Raw genomic sequence first — 13,131 nt, forward strand, 5'->3', positions numbered from 1 at the left:
ATGAGCAACCGCACCGTCGCGGTCGTTGATTACGGCATGGGCAACCTGCGCTCGGTGTCGCAGGCCGTGCTGCACGTGGCCCAGGGCTCGGGCCTGGAGGTCGTCATCACCTCGCGCCCCGAGGAGGTGCGCGCGGCCGAGCGCATCGTGCTGCCGGGGCAGGGCGCCATGCGCGACTGCATGCGCGAGTTGGACCAGCACCGGCCGGCCGAAGAGCCGTCCCATATGCGCGACTGCATACGTGAGCTGGGCCACTCTGGTCTGCGCGAAGCCGTGCTCGAAGCGGCCGCCAACAAGCCGCTCATGGGTGTGTGCGTTGGCATGCAAATGTTGCTGGACCACAGCGAGGAGCAGGACACGCCGGGCCTGGGGCTAATCCCGGGTCGCGTGCGCCGCTTCCAACTCGAAGGGCGGCTGCAGCCCGACGGCAGCCGCTACAAGGTGCCGCACATGGGCTGGAACCAGGTGCGGCAAACGCAATCACACCCCATCTGGCAGGGCGTGCCGGACGAGTCCTTTTTCTATTTCGTGCACAGCTATTTCGCGGTACCCGAAAACTTGGCGCACAGCGCCGGGGAAAGTGACTACGGCGGCAGCTTTACCTGTGTCGTGGCGAGGGATAACATTTTCGCCTCCCAGTTCCACCCGGAAAAAAGCGCGGCGCACGGCCTGGCGCTTTACCGCAACTTCCTGCACTGGAAGCCCTGAAGTCCCGCAGTACCGAGCCATCGGTTTTCTTTCCCTCAACCCCTTAATTGCTCCGCCGAGCCATGCTTCTCATTCCGGCCATCGACCTCAAGGACGGCAAATGCGTGCGTCTGCAACAAGGCGACATGAACGCATCCACCACTTTCGGCGAGGACCCGGCCGCCATGGCGCGGCGCTGGCTTGATGCCGGCGCGCGCCGGCTGCACCTGGTGGACCTCAACGGCGCCTTCGCCGGCAAGCCGATCAACGAATCTGCGATCAAGTCGATCCTTGCCGAGGTGGGCGACGAGATTCCGGTGCAGCTTGGCGGCGGCATCCGGGATCTCGACACCATCGAGCGCTACCTGGACGACGGGTTGAGCTACGTCATCATCGGCACCGCCGCGGTGAAGAGCCCGGGCTTCCTGAAGGACGCCTGCAGCGCCTTCGGCGGCCACATCCTGGTGGGCCTGGACGCCAAGGACGGCAAGGTCGCCACCGACGGCTGGAGCAAGCTCACCGGCCACGAGGTCGTGGACCTGGCGCGCAAGTTCGAGGACTACGGCGTCGAGGGCGTGATCTACACCGACATCGGCCGCGACGGCATGCTTACCGGCATCAACATCGACGCCACGGTGAAGCTGGCGCAAGCGCTCACCATCCCCGTCATCGCCTCTGGCGGCCTGTCCAACATGGCCGACATCGAGAAGCTGTGCGAGGTATACGGTGAGGGCGTGGAAGGCGTGATCTGTGGCCGTTCCATCTACACCGGCTCTCTGGACTTCGCCGCCGCGCAGGCTCGTGCCGACGAACTGCTCGAAGGTGTCGCCCGCTAAATGCTTGCCAAACGCATCATTCCCTGCCTGGACGTCACAGGCGGGCGCGTCGTCAAGGGCGTCAACTTCGTCGAACTGCGCGACGCGGGCGACCCGGTCGAGATCGCTGCGCGCTACAACGACCAGGGCGCCGACGAGCTGACCTTCCTGGACATCACTGCCACCAGCGATGGTCGCGACGTGATCCTGCACATCATCGAGGCCGTGGCCTCGCAGGTGTTCATCCCGCTGACCGTGGGCGGTGGCGTGCGCACCGTGGAAGACGTGCGCCGGCTGCTCAACGCGGGCGCGGACAAGGTCAGCTTCAACTCCGCCGCCGTGGCCAACCCGCAGGTGATCCGCGACGCGTCCGAGAAATACGGCGCGCAGTGCATCGTGGTGGCCATCGACGCCAAGCGGCGCCAGGGCGACGACCTCGCCGCGCGCGGCCCCGGCTGGGACGTGTACACGCACGGCGGGCGCAAGAACGTCGGTCTCGATGCGGTCGCGTGGGCGAAGCAGATGGCCGAGTACGGTGCTGGCGAGATCCTGCTCACCAGCATGGACCGCGACGGCACCAAGATCGGCTTCGACCTGGAGCTCACCCGCGCCGTGAGCGACGCGGTGCCGGTGCCCGTGATCGCCTCGGGCGGTGTGGGCGCGCTGGAGCACCTGTCGGAAGGCATCCGCCTCGGCGGCGCCGATGCGGTGCTGGCCGCGAGCATCTTCCACTATGGCGAGTTCACAGTGGCGCAGGCCAAGGCGCTGCTGGCGCGCGACGGCATTCCCGTTCGGCCATGAATCGCGCCGTGCCGCCGCGCGAGGCGCGCAGCCCGCGTGGCGGCGCCTCAACATCGCAACCGCCTGCCTCTGGTGCCGGTGCCAAAAGCGCCCGTCCGGCCGCGCCCACCGCGCCGCGCGAGGTGCGGCTCATCGGCGGGCTGTGGAAGCGCAGCAAGCTGCCGGTAGCGGACAAGCCCGGGCTGCGGCCCACGCCGGACCGGGTGCGCGAAACCCTCTTCAACTGGCTGGGCCAGGATCTCACGGGCTGGCGCGTGCTCGATGCCTACGCGGGCAGCGGCGCGCTGGGCTTCGAGGCTGCATCGCGCGGCGCGGCGAAGGTCGTGCTGCTGGAGCGCGACGCGCAGCTGGTGGCCAGCCTGCGCGCCTCGCAGCAGCGCCTGAAGGCCTCGCAGCTCGAAGTGCAGCAGGCCGAAGCCATCGCCTGGATGCGCAGCGCCGCCCCGGCAAGCTTCGAGCTGGTGCTGCTGGATCCGCCCTTTGATGCCGATTTGTTCGACGCCTCGCTGGCCGCGGCGCGCCCGCTGCTGGCCGAGGGCGGATTTGTCTACCTGGAGGCGCCGTCGCTGCTGGCTGCGGCGCCTGCGGGACTGCGGCTGTACCGGCATGGGCGGGCCGGCGCCGTTTTCTTTCACCTGCTGCAGCGCGAGGACGCGCTCGGCACCGCTTCACCACCGGAGGTCCAGCCATGACCCGCTCCACGCGGCTCACCGCCGTCTACCCGGGCACCTTTGACCCGTTGACGCTGGGGCACGAGGATCTCATGCGTCGCGCCAGCCGGCTGTTCGACCGGCTGATCCTGGCCGTGGCCGCCGGCCACCACAAGCGCACCATGTTCAGCGTCGAGGAGCGGCTCGACATCGCGCGCGAGGCGGCGCAGGCCTATCCCAACGTGGAAGTGATCGCCTTCCGCGGCTTGCTGCGCGACTTCGTGGTCGAGCATGGCGGCAAGGTGGTGGTGCGGGGCCTGCGCGCGGTCAGCGACTTCGAGTACGAATTCCAGATGGCGGGCATGAACCGCCAGCTCATGCCGGACGTCGAAACCCTGTTCCTCACGCCCAGCGACCAGTACCAGTTCGTCAGCGGCACCTTCGTGCGCGAGATTGCCACCCTGGGCGGTGATGTCTCCAAGTTCGTGGCACCCTTCGTGCTCCGCCGCCTGCAAGAGCGCGTGGCCCGGCCCTGATCGCCGCCTGCCGCGCTACCAACCGTAGTTAAAGGAGAGCGTTGATGGCGCTCATGATCACCGACGAGTGCATCAACTGTGATGTCTGCGAGCCTGAGTGTCCGAACCAGGCCATTTCGCTGGGGCTGGAGTTCTACGAGATCGACCCGGATCGCTGCACCGAGTGCGTGGGCCACTTCGACGAGCCGCAATGCGTGCAGGTCTGCCCCGTGAGTTGCATTCCCGTGAACCCGCAGCGCGTGGAAGACAAGGAAACGCTCTGGGCCAAGTACCGGCGGCTGCAGGCTGCAGCAGTGCAGTCCAGCTGACTTCCTCGATACGCTTTCCGCTACAGGCCGGCAACATGCCGGCCTTGTTGTTTCCGCAAGGGGATGATCCGGACCTCGGCTCAAGCGGTGCCGTTGCCGCTTCCTTCGGGCGGCTTGGGCTGCGCCTCGGGACGCGGCGGCTTGGGCCGGGGCGGGCGGGCATTGAGCTTCATGGCAGCGCGCTCCATGTCGCCTGCCAGCAGCAGATCCAGCACCTGCAGCGACTTGTCGATGCACTGGTGGATCGCCTCGCGGTCGGTGGGCGAGGGCTTCTTCAGCACGTAGTTCACGACCTCGGCCTTCACGCCGGGATGTCCTATGCCCAGGCGCAGCCGCCAGAAGTCAGCGCTGCCGAGCTGGGCCTGCATGTCCTTGAGGCCGTTGTGGCCGGCGTGGCTGCCTCCGCGCTTGAGTTTCATCTGTCCCGGCAGCACGTCCAGCTCATCGTGCGCCACCAGGATCTCGTCGGGGGCGATCTTGAAGAAGCGCGCCAGCGCCGCCACGGACTTGCCCGAGAGGTTCATGTAGGTCTGAGGCTCCAGCAGCCACAGCGGGCCCTCGGGGCGGTTCACGCGCGCCACCAAGCCCCAGTAGCTGCGCTCGGGCACCAGCGTCGTGCGCAACTGGCGCGCCACAGCGTCGATCCACCAGAAGCCGGCGTTGTGGCGCGTGTCCTCGTAGTCCGGGCCCGGGTTGCCGAGGCCCACCAGCAGTCGAATCATGGGATGGGATTATCGCGAGGCGGTTGAGCAGGGTGCCGGTGGCGTGGTGTCGGGCCGCATCAGCACAGCTCGACCAGGCCGGTCAGCCCATGAAAAAAAGCCCCGCGTGGCGGGGCTTTTTCGAAGAACAAGGGAGCTCGCGCTCCCGGGCATTACTTCTTGCCCTTCTTGCCCTTGGCCGGGGCGGCAGCCACTACCGGCGCGATGATCTCTTCCTCGGCCTTGGGCGGGTTGGCCACGGCGATCACCGGGTTGCGGCCACGGTTGACCAGCTTCACGTTGGCCGGCAGCTTCAGGTCAGAAGCGTGCAGCGACTGGCCGCTGACCAGCTCGCCCAGGTCCACCGTCAGGAACTCCGGCAGCTGGGCGGCCAGGCACTCGACCTCGATCTCGGCGGCGACGTGGGCCACGGTGCACTTGTCGGTCTTGACGGCCGGCGAGTTCTCTTCGTTCACGAAGTGCAGCGGCACCTTCTTGTGCAGACGGGTGGTCTCGTCCACACGCTGGAAGTCGACGTGCAGGACGATCGGCTTCCAGGCATGCATTTGGTAGTCACGCAGGATGACCTTCGACGTGGCGCCGTTGAGCTCCATGTCCAGCAGCGAGCTGTGGAAGGCTTCCTTCTTCAGGGCGTGGAACAGCGCGTTGTGGTCCAGCTCGACCATGGCCGGCTCGCCGGCGCCGTAGACGATGCCGGGCACCTTGCCGGCATTGCGCAGGCGGCGGCTCGCTCCGGTCCCCTGCAGGGTGCGCTCAAAGGCGACGAATTTCATGCTTCACTCCAAGTGAATCGGGCGCCCGCGACCAGGCTGCCCAAGGTGGGCGCAGGCGTTGCCGCCTGCGCTAAAAGAGGAAAGGGCACCGCGTGGTGCCCACCCCATCAAAAGTTGTTGTTTTGCTCGGCGAACAGCGACGTCACCGACTCGCCGTCGGAGATGCGGCGGATGGTCTCGGCGAACAGGAAGGCCACCGAGAGCTGGCGGATCTTGCGGCAGCCGCGGGCGGCGTCGCTCATGGGGATGGTGTTGGTGATCACCACCTCATCCAGCGCCGAGCTTTGGATGCGGTCGATGGCCGGGCCGGAGAACACGGCGTGCGTGCAGTAGGCATACACGTTCTTGGCGCCGCGGTCCTTGAGTACCTCGGCCGCCTTTACCAGCGTACCGGCGGTGTCGATCATGTCGTCCATGATCACGCAGTTGCGGCCCTCGATCTCGCCGATGACGTGCATCACTTCCGAGACGTTGGCGGCCGGGCGGCGCTTGTCGATGATGGCCAGGTCGCAGCCAAGCTGCTTGGCCAGCGCGCGGGCGCGCACCACGCCGCCCACGTCGGGCGACACCACCACCAAGTCAGAGTAACTACGGCTCTTGAGGTCCGACAGCAGCACCGGCGAGGCGTAGATGTTGTCCACCGGAATGTCGAAGAACCCCTGGATCTGGTCAGCGTGCAGGTCCATGGTCAGCACGCGCTCCACGCCCACGGTCTCCAGCAGGTTTGCGACGACTTTGGCGCTGATGGGCACGCGGGTGGAGCGCGGACGGCGGTCCTGGCGTGCGTAGCCGAAGTATGGGATCACAGCCGTGATGCGGCGTGCGCTGGCACGCTTGAGTGCATCGACCATGATGAGCAACTCCATCAGGTTCTCGTTGGTCGGAGCGCAGGTGGACTGCACTACGAACACGTCGCGCGCACGCACGTTCTGCTGAATCTCAACCGTGACTTCTCCATCGGAGAAGCGGCCGACGGCTGCTTTGCCGACCTCGACGCCCAGGTGGGTTGCGATTTCCTGGGCCAGCAACGGATTGGCGTTGCCGGTGAACAGCACGGTATTGAACAACACGATGCGCGCTCCGTCGAAACGGGTTTTGGAAGCGGCGCGGCGCCGTCAATGCGGCGCCGCGTGCTTATTGATGATGATGCTGATTGATTTGGCAGGGGAGGAAGGACTCGAACCCTCGCATGTCGGAATCAAAATCCGATGCCTTAACCAACTTGGCGACTCCCCTACACCGGCTTCAGCTTGCGCTGACACCTGAAACTTTCTCAGTCGGCCCAACTATCCAGTGGATGCTGCTCCAGACTGCGACACAACTTGCCCACCCAACCGGCTGGAAATGATATCAGTGCACTTCCATCATTTTCCAGTCCTGTCGCCTCAGGCGAGACAACGATTGTATCACTTTTTTCAATCCTTGCAAACACTGCACTTCCGGAACCTGTCATGCGGCTGTTGCCGTATCGGTTCCGCAGCCATGTGGCAACTTGTGCTACCTCAGGCGCATGATCCTCCGCGGCGGCTTGCAAGTCATTTCGACCGAAACCTGGCTGCAAGATCGTTTGCAATGCGTCATCTGCAGGAAAGACCGTTACTGTAGCACTTGTTTTGGCGCCTGCCAATAGGGGGCTTGAAAAAATATCTTTCGTTGGCAGTGCGACCGGCGGTTTCACGACAGCGAAACGTTGTTCCGGCACCTGCAACGGCGTGAGCCGCTCGCCGATGCCTTCCACGAAGGCGTTGCGCCCGCCGACGAAGAAGGGTACGTCCGCACCCAGCAGCGGAGCCAGCTCCAGCAGCTGCGCGCGGCTCCAGCCCAGGCCCCAGAGCCGGTTGAGGGCCAGCAGCACGCTGGCGGCGTCGGAGCTGCCTCCGCCCAGCCCGGCTCCCCAAGGCACCCGCTTGAGCACCGAAATGTCCGCGCCCAGCGTCGTGCCGCTGCGCTGCTGCAGCAGCCGCGCAGCGCGCAGCGCCAGATCAACCTCCGGCAGCGCCGGCCCCAGGTCGTGCCGGTGCAGATGGCCGTCGTGCCGCAGCTCGAAGTGCAGCGTGTCGCACCAGTCGATGAGGACGAACACAGACTGCAGCAGGTGATAGCCGTCCGCGCGGCGCCCCACCACATGCAGGAACAGGTTCAGCTTGGCCGGGGCCGGGACGTCGTAGAGGGCGCGCAGGGACATGGCGGGAAGGGGCGGACCGGTACCGCAAGCCGCACCGGTTTATCAGTAATGCGAATGAAGCTCAGGATTTTGATCCAGCCCCGAGGCCGCGCTGCTACGGCTCTGCGTCACTTCATGCGCAGTGCGAATGAAACTCAGGGGGCCTGATCCAGCCGCGCGCGTACCCCGATCACTGGCAGTTGTGGCCGCTGCGCCACCAGCACACCTTCGCTGAAGCGGCTGAGGTCGATGCGCCAGCCCATCTGCTCGAAGCCATCGGGCAGCTGCTGCACCGGCGCGCCGGCCCACGGCCGGCCGTGCAGCCACTCGATGAGCGCCGCCAGCGGCATGGGCTCGCCCAGCAGGCGCTCGGACAGCGCATCCAGGCTGGCACCCAGCGTCTCGCCTTGAGATGTTTGCAGCCGCGCCTCGCCGGGCAGCCACTGCGCGCGCGCCAGCACCGTGCCCAGCGGCGAGGTCAGCTGCAACGAGCCGCGCTCGGCCGTGCCTTGCAGCTCGAAGGCGGCGCTGAAGCTGCGCGCCGGGCTGTTGTTGAAGGCTTCCACCTGTACCGCCAAGCGACCGGCCAGGGCCTCCAGCGCGCTGGCGCGCGGAGCCTGCGCGCAGCCTGCCAGCAGCACCGCCGGCAGCAGCACAGCGGCGAGCCAGCGACGGCGCTTCACAAATCGACCTTCAGCCGCGCCAGCGTCGCGCGCAGCAGCTCATTGCTGCCGTCGCGCCCGCGCGCCTCGCGCCAGACCCGCAGGGCCTCGTCACGCCGCCCCAGTGTCCACAGCACCTCGCCCAGGTGCGCGGCGATCTCGATGTCGGGCCGTGCCGCGTAGGCCTGCTGCAGCAGCTGCAGCGCCTCCTCGCGGCGGCCGAGCCGGAACTCGACCCAGCCCAGGCTGTCGATGATGAACGGGTCGCCCGGCGCCATCTCCAATGCCTTACTGATGAGCTCGCGCGCCTCGGGCAGTCGCAGGTTGCGCTCGGCCAGCGAGTAGCCCAGCGCGTTGTAGGCATGTTGATGGTCCGGCTTGAGCGCGATCACCTGGCGCAGCAAGCGCTCCATCTCGTCCATGCGGTCGAGCTTCTCGGCCGCCATCGCCTGTTCGTACAGCAGGTCCGGATCGGCACTGAAGCGCTGGTTGGCGCGCGCCAGCAGCATGTAGGTCTCGTCCCAGCGCTTGAGCTCGCGCAGCCACTGCACCTCGGCCAGCAGCTTGGTCCGGGCCTCTTCCTCGCTGCGCTCGGGTAGGGCGTGCAGCAGAGCTCGGCCTTCCTCGATGCGCCCCTGGTGCGCCAGCAGCAGCGCGCGGCGCGACTGCACCTCCACCAGGCGCTGCGGGTCGTCGATGCCCGAGAGCCAGCGCTCGGCCTGGGCCACGTCGCCGCGCTGCTCCGCCGCCTGCGCCAGCAGCAACTGCGCCTGCGTCACGCCGCGCTGGCGTGCTTCGTCAGGCGCTTCCTCCTCGCCTTCCTCGCTGGCGTTGGCGCCCTTGTCGCGCACCAGCTCCAGGTAGCGCTGCAGCGCGGCCTCGGCGCGCGCGCTCTCGCGCAGCTCCAGCCGCAGCGCACCCAGCATCAGCCACGGCGGCGCCAGCTCGGGCTTGGACTGGGTCACCAGCTCCACCTGCTGCACCGCTTCGCCGTAGCGTTGCATGGTGCCCAGCGTGCGCGCATAAGCCAGGCGCACGCCCGGCTCGGCTTGCGGCTGCTCCAGGTAGCGGCGCACCAGGGCGTCGGCCACAACCTGTCGCGGCAGCAGGTCCAGTGCCAGCAGTGCTGGCGCGGCCGAGTTGGGATCGTCGTTCGCCGCCTGCTGCGCCAGCTCCAGAGCGCGCGGCCCGTTGTCCGCCAGCAGCCAAGCGCTGCCCAGCGCCACGCGGCTGGCGGTGCGGGTTTCGGGCTTGGCGAGGTAGGGCTTGAGCAGCGTCTCCAGCAACTGCGCCGTCTGGCGGGGCTCGTCCTGGCGCTGCAGCAGCCGCGGCAGCGCGGCGATCAGCCCCGGCCGCTCGGCCTCGGGGCTGCGTTCCAGCAGCGTGCGCAGCGGCTCGGCCACCTCGTTGCCGCGGTGCAGCGCCAGCAGCAGCTGCAGCTCGAAGCGCAGCGCATCGCCGGACTGCGGCAGCGCCTGGCGCCAGGCGCGCGCGGCCTGCAGAGCTTGGTCGCCGGCGCGTCCCTGCAGCGCGATCTCCACGGCGCGACGGAACAGGCTCTCTTCGCGCGTGCGCCGCGCGGCGTCAAGGATGATCTGGTAGGCATCGCCGGCCTGGCCGTTGCGCAGGGACAGTTCGCCGTAGAGAAGCTGGTAGAGCAGCGGCGCGTCCAAGGCCGAGTTCTGAGGCACTTCGGGCGCCAACGGCGCCTGCGCTTGCGCCGCAAACGCGGTGCACAGCGCAGCCGTCACGGCCGCGCGGCGCAGTTGCGCTCGCTGCGGGCGCGGAAACCATCGCAGGACAAGTCCGGCCATCAGCACTCCTTTAGATCACTTTGATTCTAGGTGGCCGGTGTAGTTGCCGTGCCGGCGGGGCCTGGAACGGCACTACGGATAATTCCGCCAATGCCTGAATTGCCTGAAGTCGAAGTCACGCGGCGCAGCGTCGCACCAGCCCTGGAGGGTGCGCTGGTGCGCGCCGTGCGTGTGGGTGCCGCGCTGCGTTGGCCGCTGGGAGTGGACCCCGCCTCGCTCGTGGGCCTGCGCATTGGCGCGCTGCTGCGGCGCGGCAAGTACCTGTGGCTGCCGCTGCTGGGCGAGGACGGCGCGCCGCAGGGCGGGCTGCTGCTGCACCTGGGCATGTCGGGCTCGCTGGCGCTGCTGCGGGAGCCCGGCCCGCCCGGCAAGCACGAGCATTTCGACCTGGTCACCGACGCCGGCACGTTGCGGCTGACCGATCCGCGCCGCTTCGGCGCCGTGGTCTGGTCGCCGGCGCTGGACCAGGGCATGGCCGCGCGGCTGCTGGCGCGGCTGGGCCACGAGCCCTTCGACCCGGCGCTCACGCCAGCGCTGCTGCACCAGGGCCTGCAGCGTCGGCGCGTGCCGGTCAAGGCCGCGCTGCTGGCCGGCGACATCGTGGTGGGCGCCGGGAACATCTACGCCTGCGAGGCGTTGTACGAGGCCGGCATCGACCCGCGTGCACCCGCCAACTCGCTGAGCCTGGCGCGCTGCGAGCGGCTGCTCCAGGCGCTGCGCGCCACGCTGGCGCGCGCGCTGGACCTGGGTGGCTCCACGCTGCGCGACTTCCGCGACGCGCACGGCATGAGCGGCGCGTTCCAGGACCAGGCCGGCGTCTACGGCCGCGAAGGCCAGGCCTGCCGCCGCTGCGGCACCGCCGTGCAGCGCCTGGTGCAGGGGCAGCGCTCCACCTTCTTTTGCCCAAGGTGTCAGCGGCGGTGAATTTCCGCAGGCCGATCCGGTTTCATGTCAGCAGTTGTTCACCTTACCCTTGTCCAAGGGGGTACTGGTCCAAAATCCAGTCCTGCTCCTTGCTTGGCCTGCCGGCTTGCACATGCCCCAGAACTTTCTAGTCTCTTCGACCGAGGCCCTGCCGTGGCCCCGGCCTCCGGGCTGTCCGGCTGACGAGCTGACCCAGGTCCTGGGTGAGCATGATTTGGTTGATGAAGGCTGCGCCGAGCTGATCGAGCTGCTGCGCAGTCGCCGCTTGGCCGGCCAGTCGCTGCATGCGCCGGCCCGTGCGCTGGCGCAGCGACTGGCGCTGCTACAGGGCGAGCGCCGGGCGCAGCTCGACGCGCAACTGGCCGAACTGCGCGGCCTGCACGAGCGCAGCTCGGCGCGGCTGCAGGCGCTGCAGCAGCGCGTGAACCACGAAGCCGTGCGCCTGCAGGACTGCTGCGCGCAGCTCGACGTGCTGCGTGCCGTGCACGCGCGCATGGCGCAGGAGCTTCTGGCCGGGCTGCACGTGCAGACAGTGCACACCGAACTGCGCCGCATGCGCGAGGAGTCCGGCAACGCCTGGCAGCGGCCCGCACGGTTGGGACGGTGCTTTGCCGCGCTGAGCGATCGGCTGCACCTGCGCTTGGCGCTGGCACAGCGCCGGTGTGAGGAAATCCATAGCGTGATGGTGGCAGGCTACGCGCAGATCAGCGCCGCCTATGGCCTGCCGCTGGCGGCCGAGGCGGCGCCGCCGATGCAGCCCGTCATCGATGAGCTCACCGTGCTCAGCGGTGCCTACGCGCGCCACATGGGCCTGAGCAACCTGCTGCGGCTGGTGCGCCCGGGCTTCCAGACGCGGCTGCTGCGGCAGTTGCAGTCGCGCCTGGTGCGGCTGTTCCACGGCGCCACGACCGAGCTGGAGCAGTGGAGCCACGCGCTATGGACGCCGGCGCAGCTGCAACTGGAGCAATCGCGCGACCGGCTGCAGCACCGCCACGATGCGGTGCAGCGCGTGCACCTGGCCGCCGAGGAGCTGCAGCAGCGCATTGGCGAGTTGGAGGCGCAGGAGCTGCTGGAACGGGAAAGCTTCGGCCACGCGCAGCGCCTGCTGGCGCGCCTGGAAGGTGACGACCGCGGCGACCGTCCCCAACTGCAGGTGCGTGTTGCCTGATTCCCGAACTCTTCTCTCTTGCTGATGCGAACCGAGGATTTCACCGGCGGCGAGGCCGCCCCCCTGACGCTGTCCGAGCGCGTCATCGCCTGGCAGCGCACGCATGGCCGCCACGACCTACCCTGGCAGGGCACGCGCGACCCCTACCGCGTGTGGCTGTCGGAAATCATGCTGCAGCAGACGCAGGTTTCCACCGTGCTCGCGTACTACGAGCGCTTCCTGGCGCGCTTTGCGGACGTGGCAGCGCTGGCCGCCGCGCCGCTGGACGATGTGCTGGCGCTGTGGAGCGGCCTGGGCTACTACAGCCGCGCGCGCAACCTGCACCGCTGCGCGCAGGTGGTGATGGAGCGGCACGGCGGACGCTTTCCTCCCAGCAGCGAGGCGCTGGCGGCGTTGCCGGGCATCGGCCGCTCCACGGCTGCGGCGATTGCCGCCTTTTGCTTCGGCGAGCGCGCCGCCATCCTCGACGGCAACGTCAAGCGCGTGCTCACGCGTGCGCTGGGTTTCGACCAGGATCTCTCGCAGGCCAGCGCGGAGCGCGAGCTCTGGGCCCGGGCGCAGGCGCTGCTGCCGCGGCAGGGCATCGAGGCCTACACGCAGGGCCTGATGGACCTGGGCGCGACCGTGTGCACGCTGCGCCGGCCGAGCTGCCTGCTGTGCCCGCTGCAGCACGGCTGCGTGGGGCGTGAACAGGGCGATCCCACGCGCTACCCGGTCAAGACGCGGCGCCTGACGCGCGGCCGGCGCCGCCACGCGCTGCTGTGGCTGCGGCAGGACGACCGGTTGTGGCTGACACAACGACCGGACAGCGGCGTGTGGGCCTCGCTGTGGAGCCTGCCAGAGTACGAGGACCTGGACCGGTTGGTGGAGCGCCTGTCGGTGCTGCCCGGCGAGGCTGAGCTGCTGCCCGCCGTGGAACATGCGCTGACGCACTTCGACTGGACGCTGCAGCCCTGGCGCCTGGAGTTGCCCGCCGATGACGCGGCCGCGCGTGCCGCCGCCGAGGCGCTGTTGCCGCCTGGGCGCTGGGTGACGCTGGAAGAGGCGCTCCAGATGGGACTGCCGGCACCGGTGCGGCGGCTGCTGGAGCGGGAAGGGGGCTGACGC

Annotated in this window: 15 protein-coding genes and 1 tRNA gene; 9 read left to right on the forward strand and 7 right to left on the reverse strand. The window is 68.5% G+C overall.

Translation table 11 applies throughout. The annotated features are described in order from the left end of the window. The 6 genes from hisH to Q0741_RS23210 all read left to right on the forward strand — a co-directional run bounded on the left by hisH (position 1) and on the right by Q0741_RS23210 (position 3,797). Entirely contained in the window at positions 1-708 is a 708-nt protein-coding gene (gene hisH / locus Q0741_RS23185; RefSeq protein ID WP_298235556.1) for an imidazole glycerol phosphate synthase subunit HisH, read from the forward strand. Positions 709-770: 62 nt separating this feature from the next. After that, positions 771-1,523, forward strand: a complete 753-nt coding sequence (hisA, locus tag Q0741_RS23190) for a 1-(5-phosphoribosyl)-5-[(5-phosphoribosylamino)methylideneamino]imidazole-4-carboxamide isomerase (protein ID WP_298235557.1) — start codon at positions 771-773, stop codon at positions 1,521-1,523. Then, positions 1,524-2,303 carry an imidazole glycerol phosphate synthase subunit HisF gene (gene hisF, locus Q0741_RS23195; protein WP_298235558.1) on the forward strand — a complete coding sequence of 260 codons (780 nt, stop codon included), beginning with the start codon at positions 1,524-1,526 and terminating at the stop codon, positions 2,301-2,303. Continuing rightward, positions 2,300-2,995, forward strand: coding sequence for a 16S rRNA (guanine(966)-N(2))-methyltransferase RsmD (rsmD, locus tag Q0741_RS23200; RefSeq protein ID WP_298235559.1), 696 nt, complete (start codon positions 2,300-2,302; stop codon positions 2,993-2,995). The genes hisF and rsmD overlap by 4 nt, the downstream gene beginning before the upstream one ends. After that, positions 2,992-3,489, forward strand: a complete 498-nt coding sequence (gene coaD, locus Q0741_RS23205; RefSeq protein WP_298235560.1) for a pantetheine-phosphate adenylyltransferase — start codon at positions 2,992-2,994, stop codon at positions 3,487-3,489. Before rsmD ends, coaD begins: the two co-directional genes overlap by 4 nt. A gap of 44 nt (positions 3,490-3,533) precedes the next feature. Continuing rightward, positions 3,534-3,797 carry a YfhL family 4Fe-4S dicluster ferredoxin gene (locus Q0741_RS23210; protein ID WP_298235561.1) on the forward strand — a complete coding sequence of 88 codons (264 nt, stop codon included), beginning with the start codon at positions 3,534-3,536 and terminating at the stop codon, positions 3,795-3,797. Between the two features lie 80 nt (positions 3,798-3,877). Here the strand turns inward: Q0741_RS23210 and pth are convergent, their stop codons facing one another. From pth to Q0741_RS23245, 7 genes are all read right to left on the reverse strand, one after another. Beyond that, a complete protein-coding gene (pth, locus tag Q0741_RS23215; protein WP_298235562.1) occupies positions 3,878-4,519 on the reverse strand; it encodes an aminoacyl-tRNA hydrolase in 642 nt (213 codons plus the stop codon). A 152-nt stretch (positions 4,520-4,671) separates the two neighbouring features. Then, on the reverse strand, positions 4,672-5,292 hold the full coding sequence (locus tag Q0741_RS23220) for a 50S ribosomal protein L25/general stress protein Ctc (protein WP_298235563.1): 621 nt from the start codon (positions 5,290-5,292) through the stop codon (positions 4,672-4,674). 107 nt (positions 5,293-5,399) lie between these two features. Further along, positions 5,400-6,362, reverse strand: coding sequence for a ribose-phosphate pyrophosphokinase (locus Q0741_RS23225; protein WP_298235564.1), 963 nt, complete (start codon positions 6,360-6,362; stop codon positions 5,400-5,402). 89 nt (positions 6,363-6,451) lie between these two features. Then, positions 6,452-6,528: transfer RNA gene (locus Q0741_RS23230), tRNA-Gln, on the reverse strand. Between the two features lie 37 nt (positions 6,529-6,565). Then, on the reverse strand, positions 6,566-7,477 hold the full coding sequence (ispE, locus tag Q0741_RS23235) for a 4-(cytidine 5'-diphospho)-2-C-methyl-D-erythritol kinase (RefSeq protein ID WP_298235565.1): 912 nt from the start codon (positions 7,475-7,477) through the stop codon (positions 6,566-6,568). A 134-nt stretch (positions 7,478-7,611) separates the two neighbouring features. Next, positions 7,612-8,139, reverse strand: a complete 528-nt coding sequence (locus Q0741_RS23240) for an outer membrane lipoprotein LolB (RefSeq protein ID WP_298235566.1) — start codon at positions 8,137-8,139, stop codon at positions 7,612-7,614. Continuing rightward, complete coding sequence (locus Q0741_RS23245) at positions 8,136-9,932, reverse strand: tetratricopeptide repeat protein (protein WP_298235567.1); 1,797 nt, start codon at positions 9,930-9,932, stop codon at positions 8,136-8,138. Before Q0741_RS23245 ends, Q0741_RS23240 begins: the two co-directional genes overlap by 4 nt. Before the next feature lie 90 nt (positions 9,933-10,022). On the opposite strand from Q0741_RS23245, the gene mutM reads away from it, so the two are divergent. From mutM to mutY, 3 genes are all read left to right on the forward strand, one after another. Next, positions 10,023-10,856, forward strand: coding sequence for a bifunctional DNA-formamidopyrimidine glycosylase/DNA-(apurinic or apyrimidinic site) lyase (mutM, locus tag Q0741_RS23250; protein ID WP_298235568.1), 834 nt, complete (start codon positions 10,023-10,025; stop codon positions 10,854-10,856). A 214-nt stretch (positions 10,857-11,070) separates the two neighbouring features. Next, entirely contained in the window at positions 11,071-12,024 is a 954-nt protein-coding gene (locus tag Q0741_RS23255) for a hypothetical protein (RefSeq protein WP_298235569.1), read from the forward strand. A gap of 24 nt (positions 12,025-12,048) precedes the next feature. Beyond that, positions 12,049-13,128 carry an A/G-specific adenine glycosylase gene (gene mutY, locus Q0741_RS23260; RefSeq protein WP_298235599.1) on the forward strand — a complete coding sequence of 360 codons (1,080 nt, stop codon included), beginning with the start codon at positions 12,049-12,051 and terminating at the stop codon, positions 13,126-13,128. Positions 13,129-13,131: the final 3 nt, after the last annotated feature.

The sequence above is a fragment of the uncultured Azohydromonas sp. genome, from assembly GCF_937926365.1.
Lineage (GTDB): Bacteria > Pseudomonadota > Gammaproteobacteria > Burkholderiales > Burkholderiaceae_C > Azohydromonas.

Excerpts from the sequence above, each read along its gene's own strand:
- pth (WP_298235562.1), bottom strand. The coding sequence starts at position 4,519 with ATGATTCGACTGCTGGTGGGCCTCGGCAACCCGGGCCCGGACTACGAG.
- mutY (WP_298235599.1), top strand. The coding sequence starts at position 12,049 with ATGCGAACCGAGGATTTCACCGGCGGCGAGGCCGCCCCCCTGACGCTG.
- mutM (WP_298235568.1), top strand. The coding sequence starts at position 10,023 with ATGCCTGAATTGCCTGAAGTCGAAGTCACGCGGCGCAGCGTCGCACCA.
- Q0741_RS23245 (WP_298235567.1), bottom strand. The coding sequence starts at position 9,932 with ATGGCCGGACTTGTCCTGCGATGGTTTCCGCGCCCGCAGCGAGCGCAA.
- coaD (WP_298235560.1), top strand. The coding sequence starts at position 2,992 with ATGACCCGCTCCACGCGGCTCACCGCCGTCTACCCGGGCACCTTTGAC.
- Q0741_RS23210 (WP_298235561.1), top strand. The coding sequence starts at position 3,534 with ATGGCGCTCATGATCACCGACGAGTGCATCAACTGTGATGTCTGCGAG.
- rsmD (WP_298235559.1), top strand. The coding sequence starts at position 2,300 with ATGAATCGCGCCGTGCCGCCGCGCGAGGCGCGCAGCCCGCGTGGCGGC.
- hisA (WP_298235557.1), top strand. The coding sequence starts at position 771 with ATGCTTCTCATTCCGGCCATCGACCTCAAGGACGGCAAATGCGTGCGT.
- ispE (WP_298235565.1), bottom strand. The coding sequence starts at position 7,477 with ATGTCCCTGCGCGCCCTCTACGACGTCCCGGCCCCGGCCAAGCTGAAC.
- hisH (WP_298235556.1), top strand. The coding sequence starts at position 1 with ATGAGCAACCGCACCGTCGCGGTCGTTGATTACGGCATGGGCAACCTG.
- hisF (WP_298235558.1), top strand. The coding sequence starts at position 1,524 with ATGCTTGCCAAACGCATCATTCCCTGCCTGGACGTCACAGGCGGGCGC.
- Q0741_RS23220 (WP_298235563.1), bottom strand. The coding sequence starts at position 5,292 with ATGAAATTCGTCGCCTTTGAGCGCACCCTGCAGGGGACCGGAGCGAGC.